General features: G+C 62.7%; 21 protein-coding genes. 6 read left to right on the top strand and 15 right to left on the bottom strand.

The annotated features are described in order from the left end of the window. Positions 1-9: 9 nt before the first annotated feature. The 3 genes from AC3FNH_RS18045 to AC3FNH_RS18035 are packed head-to-tail and all read right to left on the bottom strand — an operon-like array spanning position 10 to position 4,199. Positions 10-876: an FAD binding domain-containing protein gene (locus AC3FNH_RS18045; protein ID WP_488721057.1), complete on the bottom strand. Its 867-nt coding sequence runs from the start codon at positions 874-876 to the stop codon at positions 10-12. Continuing rightward, entirely contained in the window at positions 869-3,166 is a 2,298-nt protein-coding gene (locus tag AC3FNH_RS18040; protein ID WP_488721056.1) for a xanthine dehydrogenase family protein molybdopterin-binding subunit, read from the bottom strand. The genes AC3FNH_RS18045 and AC3FNH_RS18040 overlap by 8 nt, the downstream gene beginning before the upstream one ends. A gap of 46 nt (positions 3,167-3,212) precedes the next feature. After that, positions 3,213-4,199, bottom strand: coding sequence for a Bug family tripartite tricarboxylate transporter substrate binding protein (locus tag AC3FNH_RS18035; protein WP_488721055.1), 987 nt, complete (start codon positions 4,197-4,199; stop codon positions 3,213-3,215). 335 nt (positions 4,200-4,534) lie between these two features. On the opposite strand from AC3FNH_RS18035, the gene AC3FNH_RS18030 reads away from it, so the two are divergent. Together AC3FNH_RS18030 and hisN are read left to right on the top strand one after the other, a co-directional pair. Beyond that, positions 4,535-5,050 carry a MarR family winged helix-turn-helix transcriptional regulator gene (locus AC3FNH_RS18030; RefSeq protein WP_488721054.1) on the top strand — a complete coding sequence of 172 codons (516 nt, stop codon included), beginning with the start codon at positions 4,535-4,537 and terminating at the stop codon, positions 5,048-5,050. 452 nt (positions 5,051-5,502) lie between these two features. Next, complete coding sequence (gene hisN, locus AC3FNH_RS18025; RefSeq protein ID WP_488721053.1) at positions 5,503-6,294, top strand: histidinol-phosphatase; 792 nt, start codon at positions 5,503-5,505, stop codon at positions 6,292-6,294. A 91-nt stretch (positions 6,295-6,385) separates the two neighbouring features. Here the strand turns inward: hisN and AC3FNH_RS18020 are convergent, their stop codons facing one another. The 3 genes from AC3FNH_RS18020 to AC3FNH_RS18010 are packed head-to-tail and all read right to left on the bottom strand — an operon-like array spanning position 6,386 to position 8,911. Further along, positions 6,386-7,279 carry a beta-keto acid cleavage family enzyme gene (locus AC3FNH_RS18020; protein WP_276100913.1) on the bottom strand — a complete coding sequence of 298 codons (894 nt, stop codon included), beginning with the start codon at positions 7,277-7,279 and terminating at the stop codon, positions 6,386-6,388. Positions 7,280-7,281: 2 nt separating this feature from the next. Beyond that, positions 7,282-8,043: an SDR family oxidoreductase gene (locus AC3FNH_RS18015; protein WP_488721052.1), complete on the bottom strand. Its 762-nt coding sequence runs from the start codon at positions 8,041-8,043 to the stop codon at positions 7,282-7,284. A gap of 46 nt (positions 8,044-8,089) precedes the next feature. Continuing rightward, positions 8,090-8,911: an SDR family NAD(P)-dependent oxidoreductase gene (locus tag AC3FNH_RS18010; protein WP_488721051.1), complete on the bottom strand. Its 822-nt coding sequence runs from the start codon at positions 8,909-8,911 to the stop codon at positions 8,090-8,092. Positions 8,912-9,128: 217 nt separating this feature from the next. Here AC3FNH_RS18010 and AC3FNH_RS18005 point away from each other — a divergent pair, with 217 nt between their 5' ends. From AC3FNH_RS18005 to AC3FNH_RS17995, 3 genes are read left to right on the top strand one after another with little or no spacing between them, the layout of a single operon-like run. Beyond that, positions 9,129-11,201, top strand: a complete 2,073-nt coding sequence (locus AC3FNH_RS18005; RefSeq protein WP_488721050.1) for a hydantoinase/oxoprolinase family protein — start codon at positions 9,129-9,131, stop codon at positions 11,199-11,201. 13 nt (positions 11,202-11,214) lie between these two features. Continuing rightward, positions 11,215-13,011 (top strand): hydantoinase B/oxoprolinase family protein, encoded by a 1,797-nt coding sequence (locus tag AC3FNH_RS18000; protein ID WP_488721049.1) that lies wholly within the window; start codon positions 11,215-11,217, stop codon positions 13,009-13,011. Continuing rightward, on the top strand, positions 13,011-13,532 hold the full coding sequence (locus AC3FNH_RS17995) for a gamma carbonic anhydrase family protein (protein ID WP_488721048.1): 522 nt from the start codon (positions 13,011-13,013) through the stop codon (positions 13,530-13,532). Before AC3FNH_RS18000 ends, AC3FNH_RS17995 begins: the two co-directional genes overlap by 1 nt. Positions 13,533-13,589: 57 nt before the next feature. Here AC3FNH_RS17995 and AC3FNH_RS17990 read toward each other — a convergent pair whose 3' ends face one another. The 3 genes from AC3FNH_RS17990 to AC3FNH_RS17980 all read right to left on the bottom strand — a co-directional run bounded on the left by AC3FNH_RS17990 (position 13,590) and on the right by AC3FNH_RS17980 (position 19,206). Further along, positions 13,590-14,390: a GntR family transcriptional regulator gene (locus tag AC3FNH_RS17990; RefSeq protein ID WP_488721047.1), complete on the bottom strand. Its 801-nt coding sequence runs from the start codon at positions 14,388-14,390 to the stop codon at positions 13,590-13,592. 139 nt (positions 14,391-14,529) lie between these two features. Continuing rightward, entirely contained in the window at positions 14,530-15,615 is a 1,086-nt protein-coding gene (locus AC3FNH_RS17985) for a Leu/Phe/Val dehydrogenase (protein ID WP_488721046.1), read from the bottom strand. A gap of 60 nt (positions 15,616-15,675) precedes the next feature. Then, a complete protein-coding gene (locus AC3FNH_RS17980; RefSeq protein WP_488721045.1) occupies positions 15,676-19,206 on the bottom strand; it encodes an indolepyruvate ferredoxin oxidoreductase family protein in 3,531 nt (1,176 codons plus the stop codon). A gap of 142 nt (positions 19,207-19,348) precedes the next feature. Here AC3FNH_RS17980 and AC3FNH_RS17975 point away from each other — a divergent pair, with 142 nt between their 5' ends. Continuing rightward, positions 19,349-19,825: an Lrp/AsnC family transcriptional regulator gene (locus tag AC3FNH_RS17975; protein ID WP_488721044.1), complete on the top strand. Its 477-nt coding sequence runs from the start codon at positions 19,349-19,351 to the stop codon at positions 19,823-19,825. Positions 19,826-19,914: 89 nt separating this feature from the next. On the opposite strand, the gene AC3FNH_RS17970 is transcribed toward AC3FNH_RS17975, so the two are convergent. The 6 genes from AC3FNH_RS17970 to AC3FNH_RS17945 all read right to left on the bottom strand — a co-directional run bounded on the left by AC3FNH_RS17970 (position 19,915) and on the right by AC3FNH_RS17945 (position 25,813). After that, complete coding sequence (locus AC3FNH_RS17970) at positions 19,915-21,138, bottom strand: porin (protein ID WP_488721043.1); 1,224 nt, start codon at positions 21,136-21,138, stop codon at positions 19,915-19,917. Between the two features lie 87 nt (positions 21,139-21,225). Continuing rightward, on the bottom strand, positions 21,226-21,978 hold the full coding sequence (locus tag AC3FNH_RS17965) for an ABC transporter ATP-binding protein (RefSeq protein ID WP_488721042.1): 753 nt from the start codon (positions 21,976-21,978) through the stop codon (positions 21,226-21,228). Further along, a complete protein-coding gene (locus tag AC3FNH_RS17960; RefSeq protein ID WP_488721041.1) occupies positions 21,968-22,777 on the bottom strand; it encodes an ABC transporter ATP-binding protein in 810 nt (269 codons plus the stop codon). Before AC3FNH_RS17960 ends, AC3FNH_RS17965 begins: the two co-directional genes overlap by 11 nt. Further along, complete coding sequence (locus AC3FNH_RS17955; protein ID WP_488721040.1) at positions 22,774-23,718, bottom strand: branched-chain amino acid ABC transporter permease; 945 nt, start codon at positions 23,716-23,718, stop codon at positions 22,774-22,776. The genes AC3FNH_RS17960 and AC3FNH_RS17955 overlap by 4 nt, the downstream gene beginning before the upstream one ends. Continuing rightward, complete coding sequence (locus tag AC3FNH_RS17950) at positions 23,715-24,575, bottom strand: branched-chain amino acid ABC transporter permease (RefSeq protein WP_276100900.1); 861 nt, start codon at positions 24,573-24,575, stop codon at positions 23,715-23,717. Before AC3FNH_RS17950 ends, AC3FNH_RS17955 begins: the two co-directional genes overlap by 4 nt. Positions 24,576-24,592: 17 nt before the next feature. Next, complete coding sequence (locus AC3FNH_RS17945) at positions 24,593-25,813, bottom strand: ABC transporter substrate-binding protein (protein WP_488721039.1); 1,221 nt, start codon at positions 25,811-25,813, stop codon at positions 24,593-24,595. Positions 25,814-25,913 lie beyond the last annotated feature (100 nt).

Below are 25,913 nucleotides of genomic sequence, written 5' to 3'. Positions count from 1 at the left end.
GGCAACTCCTCATTCCGCGGCCACGCCGAACAGCTCGGCGATGGTGCGGCGTGCGACCGTGCGCACGATGTGGCGGCGGAAGTCCTCCGAACCGCGCATGTCCGATACCGCGTTGATGTCGGCGGCCACGATCTCCGCGGCCTCGGCCGCGAGTTCCGCCGTCACGGCCTGGCCGATCAGCAGCGCTTCGGCACGATGCAGGCGGGCCGGGATCGGCGTGGAAGCGCCGACGGCCAGCCGGGCCTCCACGCAGAAATCGCCCTCGCGGCGTACCGACAGCGCCACGCTGGCGAGCGGGCGGTGCTCGGCCGCTGTACGCAGGAACCGCGCGTAGCGCCCGTCCGCACCCGCTGCCGGCGCCGGCAACCGGATCTCGGTAACGATCTCACCCGGCATCAGGGCCGTGACGTAGTAGTCGACGAGAAAATCTTCGATCGCCAGCACGCGCTCCCCACCCGGACCGCTCAGCACGACCTGCGCACCAAGGGCCATCAGGCAGCCCGGCGGATCGGTGGCCGGATCGGCATAGCAGAGGTTGCCGCCGATGGTGCCCTGGTTGCGCACCTGCGGATTGGCCACGCGCGCGGCCATGCTGGCCAGCATCGGATAGTGCGCCTGCACGACGGGCGAGCGCGCCACCTCGGCATGCAAGCTCAGCGCGCCGACGCGCAGGCCCTGACGCGGGTCGAACGCGATGCTGCGCAGCGCATCCAGCTTGCCGAGGTAGACCACATGGCTCGGCGTCAACATGCGCTGGCGCATGCCGAGCATCAATGCGGTGCCGCCCGCGTAGGCGCGGCAGTTGTCGCCGAGGTCCACCAGCATGCGGCTCGCCTCACCGACCGTGGCCGGCTCCAGGAATTCGAAATCACGCATGGGCGGTCTCCATCTCCGTCTCATTGCGCTCGCGCAGCGCCGCCAGCACCTTCTCCGGCGTGATCGGCAGCGAGTGGATACGCACGCCAATGGCGTGATGCACCGCGTTGGCAATCGCCGCCGCGCCGGGCAGGATCGCGGTTTCGCTTGCGCCCTTGGCACCGAACGGGCCATTGGGATCGTTGGACTCCACGAGGTCGGTGCGCAGCATCGGCAGCGCATCGGCCGTGGCCATGGTGTAGTCGGCAAAGTTGCCGTTCTGCAGGCGGCCGTCTTCGTAGCGCAAGTGTTCGTAGAGCGTCCAGCCGATCGCCTGCACCGTCGCGCCGTGGGTCTGGCCATGCACCGCGAGCGGGTTGATCGCCTTGCCGCAGTCGTCGGCAACAAAGCTGTCGATCACGGTCACGCGGCCCGTGCAGGTATCGACCTCGACCTCCACCGCCTGCGCCGCGAACGAATAGGCGGGCGCGACATTGCCGTAGTAGTTGGCGTCATGCATCACGGTGGGCGCGTCATAGGTAGCGCGCACATGGATGCCCTCGCCGCCGTGGCGGAAGATATGCAGCCGTGCGATCTCGGCCAGCGTTGCCGACTTGTCCGCCTGGCCCGGCACGCTGATGCGGCCATCGGCATACGACAGGCTGTCCGCGTCCACGCCGAATTTCTCCGCCACCAGCGCCAGCACCTTCTGCTTCGCTTCGCGCGCGGCGCGCAGCACGGCATTGCCCGAGATGATGGTCACGCGCGAGGCCAGCGAGCCCAGGCAGAACGGCGAGGTATCGGTATCGGGCGCCATCACGGTCACGTGCGACAGCGGGATCCCCATCTCCTGGGCGCAGATCTGGCTGAGCATGGTGTTGGCGCCCTGCCCCATGTCGCATTCGCTGGTCTGCAGCATCACGCGGCCGTCTTCATTGAGCTTGAGCAGGATGGTCGAGCCGTCCCAGTTGCCAAGCGTGCGGTTGCCGCTGACGTGCATCGCCGCCGCAATGCCCACGCCGCGCCGGCGCATGCCGGTGCCGCGCGGCGCGGCGCGCTTGGCGTCCCAGCCGATCGCCTGGCGCGTCATCTCCAGGCACTCCTGCATGCCCGTGCTGCCGATCTGCCAGCCATGCACGCTGGTCTCGCCACGGCCGATGGCATTGCGCTTGTGCACCTCGATCGGATCCATGCCGAGCATCTCGGCCAGCACCGTCAGGTGGCAGTTCAGCGGGAACTGCATCTGCTGCCCGCCAAAGCCGCGGAAGGCGCCGCGCGGCGGGTTGTTGGTATAGGCCAGCACCGCGTGCGAGCGCACGTTGGTGATGCGGTGCATATTGTCGCTGCGCATCGCGCTGACGTGCATGACATCGCCGGCCAGACCGGAAAAGGCGCCGCACTCGGCCGTGATGCGCACGTCCTTGGCCACGATCATGCCGTCCGCCGACAGGCCCATGCGCAACCAGACCTTCGCGGGCACACTCGCGCGCGCCCCCTGGAAATCTTCGAGGCGGTTGTTGACGAGCCGCACCGGGCGATCGAGCCTGGTCGCCAGGAATGCGCAGATCAGGCTGTTGTTCTCCTCGACGATCTTGGCGCCGAAGCCCCCGCCCGTGGTGGCCTGCACCACGCGGATGGTCGAAGCCGGACGATCGAGCGCCTCGGCCAAGCGGCTGCGCGCGAGGAACACCGACTGCGTCGACGCATACACCGTCAGCCGCCCGTTGCCATCCTGCGCCGCGACGGACGCCATCGGCTCCAGGTAGCCCGGATACTGCGAGTGCATGTCGTAGGTCGCCTCGTATACCGCGGCGGCCTCGGCAAAGCCGGCTTCCACGTCGCCGCGCTCGATATGCATCTCATGGCCGATATTGCGCGTGCCGGCATGGATCTCCGGCGCCCCGTCGGCCAAAGCGGCCTCGGGGCTCAGCAGCGCCGGCAACGGCGCGTACTCGACGCGGATCAGGTCCAGCGCATCGCGGGCGATTTCCTCGCTCACCGCCACCACGGCCGCGACTTCCTCGCCCACGTGGCGCACCACGCCGGCGGCCAGGATGCGCTGCTCCTTGCGGTGCGGCCCCCACAGGCGCGTGGGCGTGTCGCGCCCGGTCACCACCAGCTTGACACCGGGCAGCGCCTTCGCCGCCGAGGTGTCGATGCCGGCGATGCGCGCATGCGGGTGCGGGCTGCGCAGCACCTTCGCGTGCAGCATGCCGGGCAGCTTGATGTCGCCGGCATATTGCGCGCGCCCCATGACCTTCTCCCGCGCGGTCACCTGCGGCGTGGACGCTCCCACGATGGACTGGCTCATGCCCGCCTCCTGCGTCTGGTATTGCATCGATCTGCTGCGTGCTGCGTCATTCCGCGGAAATGCCCATGTCGCGGATGACCTTGCCGAGGCGCTCGTAGTCGGAAGCGTTGACCTTATCAAGCGCCGCAGGGGCGCCACCCACCGGCAGCGCGCCGAAGGTCGCCATCTTTTCCGCGACGTCCGGCAGCTTGATGACGTCGTTAAGCTGCGCGTTGAGCACCTTCACCACCTCGGCGGGCGTGCCCTTGGGCGCCATCACGCCATGCCATGCACCGACCACCACGTCCTTGTAGCCAAGTTCGGCCAGTGTCGGCACGTTCGGCAGCAGCGCGGAGCGCTTCGCATCGGTGATGGCCAGGGAGATCAGTTTGCCCGTGTTGATGTACTGCGCGACCGGGCCCAACGTGACGTAGGCAAAGTTCACGTGACCGGCCACCACGTCGTTGACGGCCGGCGCCACGCCCTTGTACGGCACGTGCTGGATCTTCACGCCCGCGGCGCGGTTCAGCATCTCGCCGGCAATGTGCATCGGCGAGCCCGCGCCCGGGCTGGCATAGGTGAAGCTCTTGCCCGCCTTCGCCGCGGCGATCATCTCCGGGACTGTCTTGACGCCGGCTGCCGGGTTGGCCACCAGCAGCACTGCCTGCACCGCGGTCTGGATCACGGGCGTGAAGCTGTGCAGCGGGTCATAGCTGGCTGCCGGCGCAAGCTTGAGCACCATCGGCGCGAGCGTGAACGGGTTCGGCGTATAGAGCAGCGTGTAGCCATCCGGCTGCGCGCGGCTGACGAAGGAGGTCCCGACCACGCCTGCGGCGCCGGGCCGGTTCTCCACGATCACGGGCTGCTTCAGGCGTGCCGACAGCTTGTCGGCATACAGGCGCGCCATGGCATCCGTGTCGCCGCCCGGCGGATAGGCGACCACCATGGTCACGGTCTTGGTCGGATAGGCGGCGGCAGCGGCCGTGCTGCCCGCGGCAAGCGCCAGCGCCGCCATGGCAGTGGCGGCAAGGAAAAGTCGGCGATCTCGTTTCATCAACAGCTCCTGTGGGGGCGCTTCGCGGCGGGAGTCGGGTCAGTTGTGCTCAACGCGAAGACAGGGTTGGCTCGATGGAAAACATATCTGCGTATGTTTTATTGGTAAAACGCATGTTCACTACAGGAACACAACCACCATCGTAGGTCGCGATTATTGACTACTCAACTTACGTTTATTACCAATTGACAAATTGACTGACGTGTTTTCCGTTCACACTTTTGCCTTTGAGGGCAAAGCGTTCGCCTATGAGACAATCTGGCGCCCTGCACGCCGCTTTCGCGCCTTCCCGGCCCGTTATACGTGCTGAATACGTCTCAACCGGAAAGAACGCGATGACCCGAAGCACCGGGCCTGCAACAGGCCAGCCGGCGCCCCGCACGGAAGACACTCCCTGGACGAACCTGGACGAGGCCGGCAGCGGCCTGACGGTGGACAACTTCCTGACCACCATGCTGAGCCAGCTCATCACGAGGCTGCGCAGCACGGTGACCCAGCCCTATGCCGAACAGTTCGGGCTGACCGTGCCGGAATGGCGCATCCTGGCGCTGCTCGCGCATGCGAAGCGGCTGCCCTTCTCGGAACTGGTGATCCAGTCCACGTCGGACAAGGCGCTGGTCAGCCGCACACTGCGGCTACTGGAGGAACGGGGGCTTGTCCTGCTGGAGACGGAGGGGAACACGCCGCGCAAGAAGCTCATTTGCAGCGTGACGGAGGCCGGGATCGCGCTGCATGACGAGGTCATGCCGCTGGCGCGGCGCGGGCAGGCCGACGTGATCCGGCAGTTGGAGCCGGATGAAAGGCGGGCGGTCTATCTCGGGCTGAAGAAGTTGTTGAAGGGCCAGGGATAAGGCCGGCACTCGACCTCCGTAACGAATGAACAAGAGGGCGCCGCTCATTCTCACGTGAGGTGGCGGGCCTGACGACGGGGGTGAGAAAACCGGTCGTCACGGAAACCGGTCCAGCCGAAGCTGGCCCCGCCCGGCCCGCCGGAAAGCAATTGCGTGCACCAGCGCATCGGGAGGACGAATGATGGCTCGCGCCACCATTCGCCGCAACGTAAACGGGTTCTCACGCCCGACCCCTGCTGTTTCAGGAGCCCGACCAGTCTAGAGAGCCCTGCCGTTCACACTCAAGTAGCGCATTGTGAAAGATTGATGCGGCCAGTCAATCGCAGAATGCTGGGAGATTCAGACGAAGGGCATTGAGGGTTCGGCGCCTGCTCTGCGCGGTCGATCAGCTGCGACACGAGAGGGCTACAATAGCGAGCACGATTTCTCTATGAATCATGCTTTAATTCACTATGCCACTGCACGCGGATCAGCAAGCCGAATTTCTCACCTTTGCCGGTCGCATGGCCGATGCAGCAAGCGCTGTCACGCTCGCCTATTTTCGTGCAGTGATCGATGTGGTGGACAAAGGCGCCACACGCTTTGATCCCGTTACCGTGGCCGACCGGGAAGCCGAGCGGGCCATGCGCGAGCTGATCCGGAGTACCTATCCCACCCACGGCATTCTCGGCGAAGAGGAGCAGCGAATTGTCGGGACCGAGCCGTTCACGTGGGTACTGGATCCCATTGACGGGACACGTGCGTTTATCACAGGACTGCCGCTTTGGGGAACGCTGATTGCGCTCAATGATGGCCAGCACCCGGTACTCGGGGTCATGGATCAGCCGTTCACGCGCGAGCGCTTCTCCGGTGACGGCACCCACGCCTGGCTCAATGGCCACCTATTAAGGGTTCAGCCTTGCAAAGCCCTGTCAGACGCCAAGCTGCTCTGCACGACTCCCGACATGTTTGAAGCGGGTGAACAATGGGAAGCTTTCCAGCGTGTGGCACGTTCCGCCCGAATGCAGCGATACGGCGGAGACTGTTATGGATATTGCATGGTCGCCGCAGGCCAGATCGACGCCGTGGTCGAGGCGGGACTACAGCCTTATGACGTGCAGGCCCTGATCCCAATCATCGAGGGTGCCGGCGGCGTCATGACAAGTTGGACGGGCGACGACCCTCAGAATGGCGGTGCAGTGGTCGCATGTGGCGACGCTCGCGTGCATGAAGAGATTCTGCGTCTACTGAATGCGCGAGGATGAGTGATATGCGATGCCATTCGCTCTGCGCGCAGGGGAATGGCATGACGCTTGGGGCGCAGGGGTTGTTGTACGACCCCCACCCCTTGACCCGCTAGGCGGGTCGAGACAAGCCCATGATGTCACGGGCTTCAGCCGGCGTGGCCACGGACATGCCCAGGTGCTCAATCACGTTGCGAGCACGCTCGACAAGCTGGCCGTTGGTGGCAAAGACGCCACGGCTCAGGTACAGATTGTCCTCCAAGCCAACACGCACATTGCCGCCAAGCAAGGCTGCCTGCGCCATCATTGGCATTTGGTCTCGTCCAATACCGAACGCGGCCCATTGGGCATTCGGCGGAATGAGGTTGCGTTGATAAAGCATTGTCTCCGTGCTCGCGGGCGCTCCCCACAAGACGCCCAGTACCATCTGGAAGAGGGGCACTCCGTCAATCAGGCCCTCTTCGATTAGCGATTTGCCAAACAGAATGTCTCCGGGACTGAATACCTCCAACTCCGGCTTGACGCCGAGCTCCTGGAAACGCCGAGCCATCGCGCGCAGGGTTCGAGTGGTATTCAGGTAGACAAACTCGAGTTTGCCTTCCACCTGGTTTCCAGTCGTAATATCGAGTGAGGCAATTTCCGGCAAACAATCTTCGAGATGCCGGACCCGCTCAGCCACGGGGATGACGTCACTTTCCGGTAGCGCCTTCGATTCGTCTTCGGGATCCGGCAGCAGGAACGCACCCAAGCCACAAGTGAGATTCAGCACGATGTCCGTACCCGAAGAGCGTACCCGGTCGACCACCTCCTTGAATAGCAATGGATCGCGGCTGCCTCCGCCCGTCTTGGGGTCGCGCACGTGAATGTGCGCGACAGAAGCACCGGCCTTCGCCGCCTCCACGCAGGCATCAGCAATCTGTGCCGGCGTAATCGGCATCGAAGGATGCTTGGGATTAAACGGAGCGTTTCCTGTTACGGCACAGGTAAGGATAACTTTGCGTGACATTGTCAGATCTCCCACTCGACGTTTCCGCTGACGGCCAGTAGCTCGCCGGTAATCTTCGCCGCGGCATCCGACGCGAGAAAGAGAACGCTCTGCGCAAGGTCTTCTGGCTGAACCTTGCTGCGCAACGATATGTACTTCAGGTAGTCCGATTCCACCTCTTCGGCGGCACGCCCCGATTCCTGTGCGATGTTGGCGACGATTCGCCGCATCCTGTCGTTATCGATCATGCCCGGCAGGATCGCGTTGCAACGAACATTGAACGGACCCAGCTCGCGGGCTGCATTCAAGGTGAGCGACTCGACTGCGGCTTTTGACACCACATAGGGCGTGCGCATTGGCAGCCGGGTGCGCGTGGACCCGGTCGAGAAATTGATGATTGCGCCATGACGGTGCCGCTTCATGGCCGGGACGACACGCTTCATGAACTGGAACATCGCGCCAACATTGACGTCGAGTGTCTCTCGCCATGCCTCGTCGGGGATATCTTCGATTGCCGCTCGAGGGCCCGCGATGCCGACGTTGTTCACGAGGACCGAGATGTCGCCAAATTGGCGCTCGGCCTCCCGCACGACTCTGCCAACGTCATCGGGCCTACCCACATTGGCGACCGTTCCGGTCATGCCGGGGTTGGCGCGCAGGGTCTCGGCCAGCGCGTCGGCACGTACGTCGCAGATATGCACCAGCGCGCCGCTAGCGCGGAACTGCTCCGCAATAACGCGGCCGACACTATCGGCGCCACCCGTCACCAGGACTCTTTCTTTCATCTTGGAAATGCCTTCTTATCGTTGATTCGAACACCCGGTCACGCTTTCACAGCCCGGCGGATATGCCCTCGTCCATCAACAGGCAACTGCCATGCATGGCGCGCGCGGCGTCGGAGGCTAGGAACGCGATGGCGCCTGCGATGTCCTCGGGCTCGGAGAACGTTCGCGTGCTGGGCGTACGTGCCGCCATGAAATCACGCAGCCCCTGCATGGCAGCCTCATTGCGAATGTCGTCGTTCATGGCGGTGGCCGTATTGCCGGGCGCCACGCAATTGACGTTGATGTTTTCACGGCCCAGTTCGCAGGCCAGGGCACGCGTCGCGAGGATGATGCCGGCCTTCGTCGCGCAATAGATCGCATAGGAGCCAAAGCCGGTCAGCCCGGCGACCGACGCCACATTGACGATTCGCCCTCCACCATTGGCCCTCAGCACAGGCACCACCGCGTCAATGGTGTTCCATGTGCCCTTCAGGTTCGTGTCAATCATCTGGTTGACATGCGTGGCGTCGGAACTGCCAGCCGGTGTCGGCTTGAAGATTCCCGCAGCATTCACCAGGACGTCGATACGGCCGAACGCGTCGTGAACCTCCGCGATAAGCCGGCGGGCCGCGTCGGGATTACGGACGTCGCATGCAAAACCCGCCGCATCGCCCCCTTTGGCATGGATGGCTTCCGCGACCCTGCCGGCCTTCGCCCGGTCCGCGCTGGCAACTACGGCGACGCGGAAGCCCTCGGCCGCGAGCTTCGTTGCGGCGGCTTCGCCAATCCCTTGTGAACCGCCGGTGACGATGGCGACTTTCGTTGTGTCGTGCATTTCCTGCTCCTCTGTTCTGAATTCGTCGACCGCCTTTCGGGCGGGGTTCTGCATCAGGGGCAAAGGTAGCTCTTTTGTGATCACAAATCAAACATATTTTTCATGGGCGCCGAAATTACCCCTTATATCCCGCCGTAAAGTAGTGGTTTACCCGTATTTATCATGTTTCATACTCAATATTCTTGTGATCACAAACATCGATAAATATACTGCCCTCGCTGACGGCGTCATGATGCGACGCCCCACCGGGTTGGCTCACAGGAGACAGTTCATGCGTTTTGCAGTAGACACAGGCGGTACCTTTACCGACCTCATCGTTGAAGATGAGGCCGGTAACTTGCATATGTTCAAGTCCCCCACGACTCCGTCGGATCCAATCAGCGGAGTCCTGGATGCCCTGCAGGTCGCCGCCGACGGCCTTGGGCTTGCGCGCGACACCATGTTGTCGCGCGGCGAGATGTTCATCTATGGAACCACTCACGCGATCAACGCCATCATCACTGGCAACACGGCGCGTACGGCCTTGATCGTGCCGTCTGGCCACCGCGATATCCTTACCTTGCGGGAGGGGGGGCGCCTGGAGCCGTTCAACTTCACGGTGGCGTACCCCGATCCCTTTGTGCCAAGGGCACTCACCTGGGAAGTCCCTGGCCGCATCCTGGCTGACGGAACCGAGCTGGAGCCACTGGACGAGGCCGCCCTCATCCGGTCCCTGGATGAGATGCGGCGCGCGGGGATCGAGGCCGTTGCGGTATGCCTTCTGTGGTCGATCGTGAATCCTGCACACGAGCTGCGGATCGCGGAGTTAATTCAAACCCACCTTCCCGGCGTGCCGTTTACGCTGTCGCACCGCCTCAACCCGATTCCCCGAGAATTCCGTCGGGCCTCGTCCAGCTGCATCGATGCTTCCCTGAAGCCGATGATGCGGGCCTACATGCATACGCTGGTGGATCGGCTCAAGTCAGCGGGCTTCCCGGGACGCGTCGTGGTGGTCACCTCGCAGGGCGGCGTCATGGATGCAGACCACGTCGCGGACGCCCCCATTCATCTCATCAATTCCGGCCCTTCGATGGCCCCCGTTTCCGGCCGCTACTTCGCGCGGGCCGACGAAGACACAGGAACGGCAATCGTGGCCGACACCGGCGGCACGACCTACGATGTCAGCCTGGTGCGCCGCGGCCGCGTGCCGTGGTCCCAGGAAACCTGGATCGGCGCGCCCTACCGCGGCGTCATGACCGGCTTCCCTTCGGTGGACGTGAAAAGCGTGGGTGCAGGGGGTGGCTCCATCGCCTGGGTAGACAGTGGCGGCATGCTCCACGTTGGCCCTAGCAGTGCCGGCGCGGTGCCGGGGCCCGTTTGCTATGGCCGAGGCGGAACGTTCCCGACTGTCACGGACGCCTCGCTCGCGTTGGGCTATATCGACCCCGACTTCTTCCTCGGCGGCACCATGAAACTGGACGCCGTTGCTGCGCGTGAGGCAATTCAGGCCCATATCGCCACTCCGCTGGCTATGTCCGTGGAAGCAGCCGCGGCCTCGATCATCAGCATTGCCACCGAGAACATGGTTCAGGCCATCTGCGACATCACCATCAACCAGGGCATCGACCCAAGCGAGGCCGTCCTCATCGGCGGCGGTGGCGCGGCCGGACTGAATTCCGTACTGATTGCACGTCGCCTGAGTTCGCCGCGCCTGGTCATTCCGCAAGTCGGTGCCACCATGAGCGCTGCCGGCGCCATGATGTCCGACCTGACCTCTCATTACCACGCCACCTTCTTCACGCGAAGCGACGCCTTTGACTTCACGGGAGTGCGGGAAGTCCTGAACGACCTCACGGGTCGTTGCCAGGAATTCATCGATGGGCCAGGCAAGGGCTCCCTGGCTCAGACCGTAACACTCTGGGCAGAGGCACGCTATCCGGAGCAGGTATGGGAACTTGAGGTGCAGCTGCCTCCAGATGGACTCCACACAGAAGCGGATATTGCCGCGCTGGTCGAAGGCTTTCACCGCGCCCACGAAGAAGTCTTTGCGATCCGCGATGCGGACTCGCCCATCGAGATCGTGGGCTGGCGAGCGACGGTTGCCTGCCGCATCCGCACGCAGGAGGGCGGCACGCTTGCCAACTCGATCGCGCGCCCGATCGCAAACCCCGTTCGCAAAGCCTATTTCGAGGGCGCGGGCTATGTCGACACTGCGGTGGTCCGCTTCGAAGCACTCGATTCCTCGGAAACCGTCCAGGGACCAGCAATCATCGAGTCGTCATTCACCACTGTCGTGCTGAACCCTGGGGCGAGCGCCACGCGCCGGGCAAGCGGCAGTCTTTCTATTCTTCCCGGCCGCGATTAATCAGGAGCCACTCATGCAACGAGACCAGATCGAGCGTCCCGCCACGGATGGCGTCCAGCTCGCATTGATTACCAACCGGCTTGAAGGCGTCGCCCGCAAGATGGCCAATACACTGCTTCGTAGTGGTCGGTCAGGCGTGCTCAATATCGCACGGGACTTCTCCTGCTGCATCGTCACCGCGGATTGCCAGCTGCTGGCAGCGGCCGAAAGCCTTCCCATCCATGTGCTGAGCGGTCCGGACATGATGAGCGCGACCATGAAGCAGTTCCACCCTGAACTGCGCCGTGGCGATGCGTTCCTCCACAATTCGCCCTATCACGGCTGCTCTCACCCGGCCGACCACACAATCCTGGTGCCGGTGATCGATGACCAGGGCGTTCACCGCTTCACGGTGGTGGCCAAGGCGCACCAGGCCGACTGCGGCAACTCGGAGCCAACCACTTATATGGGCGGGGCCCGCGACATCTACCATGAGGGAGCCCTGATCTTCCCCGCGGTCAAGGTGCAGCAGGACTACAGCAATATCGACGATATTGTGCGCATGTGCAAAATGCGCATTCGCGTGCCCGAACAATGGTGGGGTGACTATCTCGCGATGGTTGGTGCCGCCCGCATTGGAGAGCGCGAACTGCTGGCGCTGGGTGAAGAACTCGGATGGGACCGACTGGAGCAGTATGCAGTCGATTACCTGGATTACTCCGAGCAGCGCATGATCAGCGCCATTCAGTCCCTGACTCCCGGGCGCGGGACGGGCACCAGCACCCATGACGCGCTATTCCCCGGCATGCCGGAGGAAGGCGTAACAATCCGCGCCGAGATCGAAGTCGATGCCGTCAATGGCAAGGTGACGGTGGATCTGCGTGACAACCCGGATTGCCTGCCGTGTGGTCTCAATCTCAGCGAAGCGTGCGCACGCACGGCCGCGATGGTTGGCGTCTTCAACAGTATCGAGCACACCGTGCCCAAGAACTCAGGGTCCTTCCGCCGAATCGATATTCGCTTGCGCGAAGGCTGCGTGGTTGGCATCCCGCTGCATCCCACCTCGTGTTCCGTCGCCACCACGAATATGGCCGACCGCGTCGCCAATGCCGTGCAGACCGCCGTGGCAGAGATGGCGGATGGCGCCGGACTGGCGGAATGCGGTGCCGTGATCCCACCGGCAATCGGTGTGATTTCGGGCGTCGACCCCAGTACGGGTCACCGTTTCATCAACCAGCTGTTCCTTGGCTTCACCGGCGGCGCCGCGGGGCCGACGGCCGACGCATGGCAGACGATCGGACACGTTGGTAACGCGGGCCTGTGCTTCCAGGACAGTGTCGAACTCGATGAAATGCGCCACCCTCTGTTTGTTCGCTCTCGCAGCTTTGTGCCCGACAGCGAGGGAGCCGGACGCTACAACGGTGCGCGAAGCATGTTTGTCGAGTTCGGCCCGCGCGGTTGCGAAATGGACATTGGCTACGTCAGCGATGGCTCTGTTAACGGCCCCAAGGGCGTCCGTGGCGGTCTCGCCGGTGCCAACTCCGCGCAGCAGCGACGCCTGGTATCCGGCAGCCTCGAAGCCCTGCCGGCCGGCGGCGTCGTCACACTGCGCGACGGCGAGACCATCCTGTCCTATTCCTGCGGGGGCGGAGGCTACGGCGACCCGCATACCCGAGACCCCGAGCTGGTTCGAAAGGACGTGACTGAGGGTTACTTAAGCATCGAGCGTGCGCGTGACGTCTATGCCGTGGTAGTCAGTTACGACGGCGCAATGGATAGCACGGCGACCGCGCGATTGCGTAACGAAGCCTCGACACGGAAGGCGGCGTGATGCGGGTACGTTTTGGCAAATCGATACCGTCGATCGGCAAGTCCTGCTTCCTTGCCGACAATGCGACTGTCGTGGGCGCCGTGACACTGGGAGAGAACAGTTCCGTATGGTTCTCCGCGGTACTGCGTGCGGACGTGGAACCGATTACCATCGGTGCCCGGACCAACCTCCAGGACGGCGTTGTCGTGCATGCCGACCCAGGGCACCCCGTCATCATCGGCGATGGCGTAAGCGTCGGCCATCAGGCTCGGCTGCACGGATGCATCGTCGCGGATGGGTCCTTGATCGGAATCGGGGCCACGGTGCTGGACGGGGCGCGGATCGGCGAACAGTCCCTGATCGGGGCCGGTGCGCTGATTCCTCCCGGAAAAGTCATCCCGCCGCGAAGCCTTGTCATGGGTACGCCAGGCCGTATCGTGCGAACGTTGACCGATGAGGAAGTCGCCGAGCTGGCTTGGGCAGCCGATGAATACGTGAAGCTTGGCCGAGCCTACCTGCAGGAAGCGGAACAGGCCTTTTAGGGCCCGCGAAGGCTGGGAGGCCACTGGCGCTCGCCATGCGCTGTCGACTCCAGCGTATTACTCCGTCGTCGCCGGGGCCCTGCCCCGGCGCTTTCGTTCCGCGGCAGGCACCAGAATCGGCGTACCGTCCGCAGCGAAGATCTGCGTCTTGTACCACTTGGCCGCATCGAGGATATCGGACTGCACCGCGTCGCTGGATGCTTGCGGATCGCGCTTTGCAAGCGCGGCCAGAATATTGAAGTGGTGCATGATGCCCCGGTCATGCAGGATCTCGCGGGTCGACTGCATTTGCTTCATGACCGCTGCAATGTAGGGCCCGCTCTGCAGCCAGAGCATTTCAATGAGCGAGACCAGCAACTCCGAACGCGAGGCCCGGTAGATCGTAAAGTGCAATTGCTCGTTTGCCGCGACCGCGGCCGGCACGTCGCCAGCGTCCACAGCGTGACTGTAGTCTTCCGCCGCAGCCTTGATCAGGGAGAAGTCTGCCTGCGTCATGCGCTCGGCGGCCAGCCAGGCAGCGCGCCCCTCGAGCGTGGCACGCGTGTCGATGAGATCGTCCAGGCGCTCCACCGACACATTCGGGACACGCAGCGTCCGATTCGGCAGCAGCTCCAGCGCGCCCTCGGTTACCAGGCGGCTTACGGCTTCGCGGACCGGCATTGTGCTGGTGCCGAGCAAGGCGGCAAGACCGCGAATGGTCACCGGGCTCCCCGGCGAAAAACGCCCTGCTCGCAACGCGTTGGCCAGTTCGGTATAAGCGCGTTCACGGAGCGCAACATTGGTCAGCCGGGAAACCGCCGGACCGTCGTCGTCGAACCCGCCCTTGTCTTGGCGCCCCTGTTCGCCCAGCCCGTCCATGGATGCTCCTGTGATCTCTGATAGTAGAAGCGCCCTAAAAACAGCATCGATCGCCTCGAATGCGCTTTTAGGGCTTATTTGTGATCACAATTATAGGCGATCCGGCATTGGACTGTCGAATCGCCACAGGAGCAGTGGCTCAGGATACGCCAGCGAGTTTCTCCAGCGCCCACTGGTCGGCTGCGCGCGACAGGGGCTCGCCCGTCTGGCGGGCGCGCATGAACAACGACTCTACCCGGTCGGCGATGCGCAGCACCTCGGCATCCACATCCGATTCAGCAAAGCCGCCCTCGTATTCACGGACGCAACTGATAATTCCGCCCGCGTTCACGAGATAGTCGGGCAGATAGGCGATGCCACGCTCATGCAATGCGTCGCCATCGGCATCTGTGGCCAACTGGTTGTTGGCCGCCCCTGCTACCAGGCGCGCACGCAGGGCAGGAATGCTGTGCCGATCCAGCGTCGCGCCCAGCGCGCAGGGTGCCAGGATGTCGACATCCTGCGCGGCGATATCATCCACCGCAACGACGGTGGCGTCGAACACGCGATTTGCCGCGGCGGTGCGGATAGCGTCAATATCGGCCACCACCAGCTTGCAGCCCGAGCGGTGAAGGCGCTCGGCCAGCGCCCAGCCTACTGCGCCAAGGCCCTGCACCGCGACGCGAAGGCCCTTCAGATGCCCAGCGCCGAATACATGCAATGCGCCACGCTCAATGGCGGCAAATACCCCCAGGGCAGTCTTTGGAGAGGGATTGCCACCAAAGCCGTTTGCGCGCGGAATACCCGCCGCATAAGGCGTGACTTCGCGCACCGAAAGCATATCCGACACCGATGTGCCGACATCTTCCCCAGTGATATAGCTGCCGGCCAGGGCTTGCACCGCCCGGCCGAAGGCCTGGTACATGGCCTTGCGCTCATGCTGCCCATCTCCGCGCAAGATAACGGCCTTGCCTCCGCCAAACGGAAGATCCGCCATTGCATTCTTCAGGCTCATTCCCCGCGACAGGCGCAAGGCGTCTTCCATGGCGGCGAGGTCCGACCCATAGTTCCAGTAGCGGCATCCTCCGAAGGCCGGACCGCGCGCTGTGCTATGGATGGCAATGATGGCCCGTAGTCCGGTTTTTTCATCCGTAACCAGCGTGATGCGCTCGTGGGGCGTGGTGCCGGCCAGGCAAAAAAGGCTCACGGAATGATGATCCGCGCCTGAAACTTCGTGTGCGTTCATTGGGAAAAGTGGTAAGTGCCATAGAAATGGTGCCGACCGAAGCCGGCACGCATGATTGCGTCATCCGTCACTGCGCCCGATCTTCTCTCGAAGGCGTTCGAACTCCGGCCTCGCCTCTTCGAAATGACGGATCTTGACGTGCCCAAATCCCCGGACCTTCTCGTATAGCCGGACCAGCGCGACAGCGTCATCCACGGTCTTCAGTGACAATCGCTCGAGAACCGCATCGACATCGCGCTCGAATTCGATAATCAGCCTACGCTCCAGCTGACGGTCGGCCTGCAGGCCAAAAGGATCGAGCACCGTTCCACGCAGTACCTTGCCGTGCCGCAGCATATGCATCAGCGGCACGATGAACCAGCCCTTCAAGGCAATCTTGCGACGCATTCCATCGGCACCGCGGGCTCGCGCCAGGATCGGGGGAGCCATATGAAAGACACGCTGCGCTCCGGGTGCAAAACCTTGCAGCAGGGCTCGCGACGTCACAGGGTCCGTGTGAAGACGTGCCACTTCGTACTCATCCTTGTAGGCGAGGACCTTGAAATAGCTACGTGCGACAGCTTCCGTCAACGCCCCTGGCGTACCCGCGATATGACCTTCCGCACGGGCGACACGGTCCACGAGGACGGCATACCGCCGGCCATAGGCGGCATTCTGGTAGGCACGAAGGTCTTGCGCGCGTGCGCTGACGAATCCGCCGATGGTGAATGGCTCGCTTGCCGCAGCGGCAGCTTGCCCCGCCTTCTGCAACGCCGTCTGGTCGTGGGCCAGAATCCGGCCCCACAGGAACGCCCGCCGGTTGGTCTCGACAGCAGCGCCATTGAGTTCAATGGCACGCTGGATAGCGATCTCCGAAACCGGGAGCCAACCGCGTTGAAAGGCATGGCCCACCAACATCAGGTTAGCCGCAAAGGTATCACCGAATATCGTTTGCGCTGCGGCGCTCCAGTCATGGAATTCCGCCCTGCCCTCACCAAGCACACGTTCGATTGCATGCCGATGCGCCAGCAGGGAAATCTGCATATCGCCATTGCCGACAAAATCCGCGGTCGGTGTCATTGCGGTTTCCACCACAGCATGCGCCGAGTCTGGATGAAGCCTTGCCAGCACATCCGGCGAGGCCGCCACGACAGCATCGCAGCCAAGCAAAAGATTGGCGCTCTTCGACTCGATGCGTGCCGTGGCAATGTGGTCAGGCGACCGGGCCAGCTGTATATGGCTGACAACCGCCCCATTCTTCTGGGCCAGGCCCGTGAAATCGAGCGTCGAGGCGCCACGACCTTCCAGATGAGCCGCCATGGCGAGGATTGCGCCAACGGTGACGATCCCGGTCCCGCCGATCCCTGCCACAAGTACCCCACAATGCTGCAGTAACTCGGGCGAAGTCGTGGCGGGTGGTGGCAACGTAAGCTGCCACTCGGCTTCCAGACGCTGCAGCGTGCCTGATTGCACCACGCTTTGCCGCTCCCCCTCGATGGTCACGAAGCTTGGGCAGTAGCCTTGCACGCAGGTCATGTCCTTGTTGCACGCTGACTGGTTGACAGCACGCTTGCGGCCAAGCTCCGTCTCCAGCGGCTCGACGGCAATACAACCGGAGCGCGCCGAGCAGTCTCCACAGCCCTCGCACACGGCAGGATGGATAGCGACGTGCCGTTTGGGCGTCGCCAGCGAACCGCGCTTGCGCCGGCGACGCTTCTCGGCCGCACACGTCTGGTCATAGATGATGGCGGAAACGCCGCGGTACTCGCGCAGGCGCTTCTGAACGGTATCAAGTTCGCTGCGCTCCACCACTGCCACACTGGCGGGCATTTCGCCCGTCGAGTGATACCGCGCGGGTTCCTCCGAGACCACCACGATTTCTCTCACCCCTTCGGCCATGAGCTGCGCGGCGACCTTCGATACCGTCAGGCCCCCTTCGGTCGGCTGGCCACCGGTCATTGCGACCGCATCATTGAAGAGGATTTTGTAGGTCACTGCGGTCCCCGCCGCCACGGCCTGCCGAATTGCCAGGCTGCCCGAATGCTGGTAGGTCCCGTCGCCCAGGTTGACGAACAGATGTGGCATGGTGGAGAAGCTCGAAAGACCGACCCACTGCACGCCCTCGCCACCCATCTGACAGAAGGTTGCGGTTCGCTCACGCTGCCCCAGCGCCATGATGTGGCATCCGATGCCGGCCGCAGCATACGAACCGTCTGGCAGGCGCGTGGAGCTGTTATGCGGGCAGCCGGAGCAGAAGAACGGCTTGCGCGACAGGACCGGCTCGGCCGCCTGGATTGGGATCACCCGTGAACGGGCACACGCTTCAGCGCTGGCACGGTCCGTCCCGCGCGCCTCTGCGAGAACAACGCCCTGAGCGTTGAAGAACCCGCGAAGGACACCTGCTACCTGCTCAGGAGAAAACTCCATCGTTGCAGGCAACCACGTTTCACCGTCAGGCCCGTGCTTGCCGTACACCGCGGGACGGACTTCCGCCCGGTGGTTGTACAGCAACGCCTGGATCTGTTGCTCGACCATACTGCGCTTTTCTTCCACCACGATGAGCGCTCGCATGCCCGCGCAAAAGCGCTCCACCCCTTGCCCCTCCAACGGCCAGGACATGCCGACCTTATAGACACCGATACCTTTGGATTCCAGCGCGGCCGTATCCAGATCAAGGCGCCGCAGCGCCGCCATCACATCGAGATGAGCCTTGCCCACAGTGATGATCCCGACTCTGGCGTTTGCCGGCCGTACCACCGCGCGATCGATCGGATTGGCACGGGCAAAGGCAAGCGCGGCGGGCAGCCGTTCCTCGATCAGGCGCCGCTCGAGTTCGGCGCGCTGCTGCGGCCATCGTATGTTGATATCGAGACCAAAACCTCGTTCGGGAATCTGGATATCCGTGGGAACAGCAAAGCCACCATGCAGGCCTGCGCCAGATAGCGTCATCGACCTGCCACTCTCCACCGTTTCGGTAATTGCCTTGAATGCGACCCACAATCCGGAAAAGCGCGAGAGTGCGTAGCCAAACAGGCCGAACTCGATGTACTCCTCCACGGAGGACGGGAACAGGATGGGCATCATCGCCCCCTCGAACACGTGATCCGTCTGGTGCGGGAACATCGAAGACTGCGCCGCGTGATCATCCCCCGCGACCGCAAGTACGCCACCGTGGCGCGACGTGCCGAGGATATTGGCATTGCGGAATACGTCACCGGTTCGATCAACGCCTGGCCCCTTGCCGTACCACATCGAGAACACCCCTTCGACCCGCTTCCCTGGAAAGGCATCAATCTGCTGTGCTCCCCACAGCATTGTTGCCCCCAGATCCTCGTTCAATCCGGGTTCGAAGCGAATATCGTGCTCGGCGAGCATCTTGCGCTGTCGCCACAGCTCTTGATCCAGCCCGCCAAGCGGTGATCCACGATAGCCAGACACCAGACCACCGGTGCGTAACCCGGCGACGCGGTCGGCTCGGGCCTGTTCGAGCAGGATACGCACCAGCGCCTGTGTCCCCGTGAGAAACACTCGTCCGGAAGCGCGCAGATAGCGATCCTCCAGTCGGTAGCTTTCATCGGTAAGAAAGTGGTTCTCGTTTGCGCGCTGGTTCATGCTTTGCCTCCGTGCTTCTGATTGCTTGTGCGAAAATTCTAGGTATCCATCGCCTTTGATATGTGCCAAACTGACTCAAATAATTGACTCCAATTAGCACGATCCGCTGATCTTTTTTCCGAAATACCTTCAGGTGTGCCAAATGCGTTTTGACCGTATCGATGTGCGTATCCTTGCCGAACTTCAGCGCGATGCGCGGGTACGGGCGAACGAACTGGCGGAGCGAGTTGGCCTCTCGCCGTCCCCGTTCTATCGACGTATCCGGCTACTTGAGGAAGAGGGAGTCATCGACGGCTATGTCACGCTGCTAAACCAGGAGAAAGCCGGCTTTCCCGTCAGCGCATACGTGCAAGTGGCAATCGAAAAGAAGACAGAAGAGCGACTGGCACGCTTTGAGGCGGCCATCGCGAAACTCGACGAGGTGATGGAGTGCTATTTGATGACAGGCAGCTTCGACTACATGCTCCGTGTCGTTGCACCCGATATCGCAGGTATCGAGCGATTCGTCATGACGCAACTGACGACCATTGAAGGCGTCAGTGATATCAGTACCTCGCTAGCGCTGCGACGGGTGGTGTACAAGACAGCGCTGCCGGTCCAGGAGCGAAATGGCTCCTAATGATGCGGATGCGCCGGAATTCTCCGGCGCATCCGATACACAGGTCAGCCGGCTAAACCATGGGAGGTTCGGCTGAATTGCGGCGGCACCTAGAACAGCGTACGGATACCGGCGCCCACCGCCAATTGATTGTGTCCGATCGTCGCTGGGCTGGCGAGGATGCTTGTGTTACTCCCCGCACCCAACATGCCCTTGGGCTTGTTATTTGAGTACGCGACGTCGACGTACAAGGTGGTGCGCTTCGAGAACGCATAGCCAGCCCCGATCTTGTAGAGGTCTGCACCGGCTTCACTGACCTGCTTGTCCTGGAGGTGCAGCCAGTCGGCGGTCAGGCGCCAGGCAGGCGTCGCTTGATAGGCAGCTCCGACGTAGTAGTAATTCTGGTCTGCTCCGGTGGTCGGGTTCTTGAACTTGGCAAGATTCACCCCGGTCTTAAGTGCCCCCCACGTATAGGTAACGCCGATGGTATAGGCGCGCATCCAGGGATCGTTGGTCTGCCCTGTTGGATCCTTGCCATCGAAGTATCCCGACGCGAAGCCAATTTTTCCATTGGTCCAGTTCAGGTTGGCCGTCAACGTGGACTTGTTCGAGAAGCTGCCCGCCGTACCACCAAGGCCGTAGGTGACGCCACCGCTGAATCCATAGAACTCATCCGGCAGCATGTACTTGATCGACTTGTTGACCCACGTGTACATCAGGCCACCATTGACAGCGCTGTTTGTACCTGAGGCAATACCGGAAAACCCTTCGCTCGTTTTGAGGTTCGATGAATTCTGGAAGGTCGCGTTCGCGAGCGACCCGAAGTTCATGTACCCCGTGGCATCACCGGCCGAGATGCCATCGAAGAATGAAGACCAGTTGCGCCCTAAGCGCACTGTCCCCCAAGGTGCAACGACACCGATGGTTGCCCCACGGTCGAACAGCGATCCATTATCGTGAGGAAATGGAACAGACGCATTGGCCGCGCCGGTGTCCGCCGCAAAGCCACTCTCCAGCTTGAACGCAATCTTGTACCCCTCGCCAATGTCTTCAACGCCGATGAGACCCCAGCGACTGGTCAGCTCATTCCCGGAGGCGAGTGCCAGCGCACCAGCGGCGCGCCCCGTGGACGGATCCACTCCGGCCACCGATCGATAGTTCAAACCGACGTCGAGCACGCCATATAAGTTCAGGCTTGCGCGGGCGGATCCACCAAAGCCCATACCGATAGCAGTCAGCGCTATTCCGATTCGCCTGACTCCCTGCCTGCGCCGCCGCTGACAGGCCACGCCTCGCATTGACTGTACGACTGCCACTTCTTGATTCCACTTCATGTGTCTCCTCCAAGAAAAGCATTTCGATGCAATACCGGTTGCCGCCCTTACCAGCCTCGGGAACGCATTGTCGATATGCGTAACTCGTCAGGCCAGCGCCGGTGCTTCTGCCGACGCGACGCCCAGGAAGCGCTCCATCAGTACCGGCTGGCCTGCCAGTTTGGTCGCGCGATCCGTATATGCGACGCGTCCACTGACGAGAACCGCCACATCGTCAGCGACCGAAAGCGCAATCTTGCTGTTCTGCTCGACGAGCAGGATCGATATGCCAGCCTCCCGCAGCCGCGCAACAATCGCCGAGACTTCATCAATCATTTGGGGAGAAAGCCCCTCCGTGGGCTCATCCATCAGCAGCACGCGCGGGCGGCTCAACAGCGCCCGTCCGATTGCCAGCATCTGTTGTTCACCACCGGAAAGCGTTGCGGCACGCTGATGGAATCGTTCCCCTAGTCGTGGAAACATCTCCACAATCTGCGCGATAGTCCAGGGCGGACCTGCATGGGCAGCGTCGGCGGTCCTGGCAACGTTAAGGTTTTCGCGTACCGACAGGAGCGAGAAAAGGCGACGACCTTGCGGAACCAGTGCCACGCCGCGTCGGACAATGCTCTCAACCGGCAGCGCGACGATGTTTTCGCCGAACAACTGAATGGCTCCTCGATACGCTGGGACCATGCCCATGACCGTATGGATGCAGGTCGTTTTGCCCGCGCCGTTTCGGCCGAGCAGCGCAAGCACGGTACCAGGGCGAACGGTCAGCGAAACGTCCTGCAGGATTTCACTTTGGTCGTAGCCCGAGGTAACGCCGGACAGCGCGAGTGCGGGAAGGGTATTAGTGGCCAAGGTATATCTCCTGCGTGCGCGGGTCGGCCAGGACAGAGCGCTTGTCCCCATCAACGACAACGCGGCCGCTCTGCAGCACCGTGATGGACTCGGCAAAGGAAAGCGCCACATCCATGTCGTGCTCGACCATCACAATCGTCAGAGCCTTCGGCAGGTGCGACAGCAGTTCGGCAACGCCCACGCGCTCAGCTCCCGACAACCCCGCCAGCGGCTCGTCCAGAAGCAGGATGCTGGGCTGCTGTGCAAGGGCCATAGCAATCTCCAGCCGCCGCAGTTCTCCGTACGAGCAGGCGTGCACGGGTGTTTCGGCGCGGACCTCGAGGTCCACACGCGCCAGCACGGCACGGGCCTCAGCCTCGAGCGCTGAGCCGCCGAAACGCTTCCAAGGACTCAAACGGTCGGGTGTGGTCGATTTCCCAGTCAGCGACATCAGCACGTTCTGCAACAGCGTCTTGTCGCGAAAGGGCGTGAGTATCTGATAGGTCCTGCCCACGCCCATGCGCGCCCGGGCATGCGTGGGTTTGGCTGTGACATCTTGTCCAAGCAACGAGATGCGGCCGCGCGTGGCACGCAGATCTCCCGCGATCAGATTCAGCAAGGTTGTCTTTCCGGCGCCGTTCGGCCCCAGGAGTAGCCTGCGCTCCCCCCGCCGTATCGTCAGATTTACACCGTCCACGACGCGCAAGGCGCCGAACGAGATAGACAGGTCAACAAGGCCGATTGCAGTCGAGCTGCCGTCGACAGAGACCCCCGAAGCGGCGGCATGCGTACCGACCGGTAGGACTGCAGAGTGGATCATCGAATGCTCCTGCTGCGAAAGAGAGAAGCCAGGCCGGGCACGATCCCCGCGGGAACAAACAGCACCACAGCAATGAGCAGCAGGCCCAGGAACGTTGGCCAGCTCTCGATATAGCCGCTTACCAGTACGCGAAAGCCGACAACGATCGCTGCACCGATCACAGGTCCGAGCAGCGTGGCAGGGCCGCCGACTATGACCATCAGCAAGCTTTCCGCGGTTTCGCCAAGCGATAGCGCGTGGGGACTGATGAATTGCTGGTGGAAAGCAAGCAGCACCCCTGCAATCGCTGCTACCAGTCCGGCAAATGCGAAGGCGAGCAGTCGAATACGCCAGACATCAAAGCCCAGGGCGGACATCCGGCGCGGCTGCGATCTCGTGCCGTCCAGACAGCGGCCGAGTTGCGAGCGCATGAACCTGTGCACCAGGCACTGCATCGCGAGAAAGCAGACCGCCACGAACTCAAACCAGACGATGGGATTTCCCGTATCCACCCACGGCAGCGCAGGCCTGGAAATTCCAGTCATGCCATTCTCACCGCCCGTCACGCTGCCCCAGTGCATGGCTACTCCCCACAGCACCTGGGCAATAGCCAGCGTGATCATGCCGATACTGAGTCCACTGGTTCGCAGCGCAAGCATCCCGACGACTACAGAGAGCGCTACGGCGGCGCCCACTGCAATGGCTGCGAGCATCCAGGGCCCCAGCCCTGTGTGCTGGCCGGCGATGGCTAACCCATAGGCGGCCGCACCCGCTAGCGCCGATTGTGCGAACGACAGCAATCCCCCCAGCCCAAGAAGCAGATTAAGACTGGTTGCAACCAAGGCGGCGAGCATGATGTGGATCGCCAGGTCCAGGTAGAAAGGCGAATCGCTCGCCAGCGGCAGCATCAGGACCAGTGCACCAGCAAGGCAAGGGCCGAAGAAAAAAGTAGGGATTTTCATGCCGCGACCCTCCCGAACAATCCCTGGGGCCGATACGCCAGCACGACGATCATCGGCACGAACAAGAGCACGTATGACATCTCCGGTACAAGCGACTGTCCGAAGCTATGGACCAGGCCTGTGATCAGGCTTCCGAGCATTGCGCCGGGAATACTCCCCGTACCCCCCAGCACGACGACGATCAGCACCAGCGGAAGCACCTCCATATCGAGCCCGGGAAACACCGACAAAATTGGTGCGCCAATCGCGCCGCCCATGCCAACGAGTGCCGCGCCGGCGAAGAAGATCGTCATGAAGAGTCGGTCGACGCGAATACCGACGGCACGGGCCATGGCCCGATCCTCAACGGCCGCGCGCAATCGGGCGCCGATCAGCGTCCGGGACAGCGAAAGGTCCAGAGCCACCGCGGTCACCACGGCAAGTGCCATGACGAACAGTCGATAGATGGGAAAGGTCAGCTCGCCAAGGGACACCGCACCCGTTAAGCGTGGTGGCACCGCGACCTCCAGCGGCATGCCGCCCCAGACGGTCTTGCAGCTGTCGGCAATGACGAATGCCATCCCAAGCGTCGCCAGCACCTGTGCCAGCTCGTTTTGCGTAATCCGCTGCAAGATCGCGCGCTCCAGTACGATCCCGAGAATGCCGACGACGATGGCACAACCCAGTGCGGCAAGCACAAACGGCAGTCCTGCATCGACCAGCGTGACACAGAGGTATCCCCCCAGCATGAACAAAGCGCCATGCGCCATGTTGGGGATGCTCATCAAACCGAAGATCAGCGTGAAGCCCGCCGCCATCAGAAACAGCACTGAGGCGAAGGTCAGCCCGTTGAGCGTCTGGATCAGAAACGTAGACATGGTGAATCCTTGACGCATCAGTCGAGGTTGCGTGATGGTGGGTAGTCCCGCGAATAGACGGGATTGGCCAGGAACGCAGACGGGTCATACGTCCAGAACTGGGTGACACCCGGGTATTCACGAACGACCGTGTTGACCAGCTTGCCCCCGACGCGCGCGACCTTGCGAATGTAGACAGTCACCACGGGGTTCCCGAGGCGATCCAGCGTTAGCGGACCGCGAGGGCTTTGCGATATGCGAACCGCATGCATCGCGTCCGCAAGGGCACGGCCCGTCAGCGTGGTTGTGCCACCCGCTTGCAGCGCCTGCTCGAGAATCAGCCCGGCGCTGTAGCCGCCGGTTGCATAGAAGCCTGGCGCGATGTGGTACTGCTTGCGGAAGCCCGCGACATAGCGGTCGTTGGCGGGCGTGGCGATGGCACCGCTATACCAACCGGCGGAGACAATGCCGAGGGCCTCGTCGCCCATCTTCTCAAGCAGAGATTCATCGACCGTATTCATCCCCGCCAGCAGGGGAATCTTCTGCTTGAGCCCATAGTCGCGGTACTGCTTCAGGAAGCGCGCTGCATTGCCGCCAGAGAAATTGATCAGGACCGCGTCAACGCTCGGGCGAATCTGCGCGATCACGGTCGCGAAATCCGTGCCGTTGAATGGCGCCCACAGCTTTTGGACAATCTTCCCGCCGGCTTCCTCGAAGGTCCGCTGGAATCCAGCTACCGTTTCATGGGAGAAGGAGAGGTCCTCTGCAACGACCGCGATGCGCCGGTACTTGAGGGTATTGGCGGCGTACTCGCCAAACGGATGCATGGCCTGCGCGGAAGTCGACGAGCTTCGCACCATCCAGGGGTCCGCCTTGCGCTGGGTCAGGTCTTCGGCTGCGGCGGAACTGAGAATGACCGGGATCTTCGCGCGCGCGATATCGTCGCGAATGGCAACGGCCTCGAAGGCGGCTAGCGGGCCGACCACAACATCGACACGGTCGCGCTCGGTCAGTTGCAGGAACTTCGCCTTCGCGACTGCCGGCGACGCCGCAGTATCGGCCACCACTACCTCCACGTCGCGGCCAGCAAGCTTTCCTCCCCGCTCTTGCAGCAGGTATTCGAAACCGTCCTGCATCTGTTGCCCGATCCCCGCGGCAACACCTGTCTTGACGGTCAGCAACCCCACGCGCAGTGGCGCGGGTTGCGCCGCCATCAGCGACCCGTTGAACACGCTGGCGACCAACGCGGCCAGCACCATTCGAAGCCTTTGACGTGACATCTGTTCTCCCCTTTTGGCGGTCAGGCTCCAAGCACGGCCTGCGTGTTGACACTATCGTTTTAGTGATCACAGATATCAA

It is taken from the genome of Cupriavidus sp. 22TCCZM01-5, from assembly GCF_057798915.1.
This window is presented reverse-complemented; position numbering and strand designations above follow the sequence as displayed.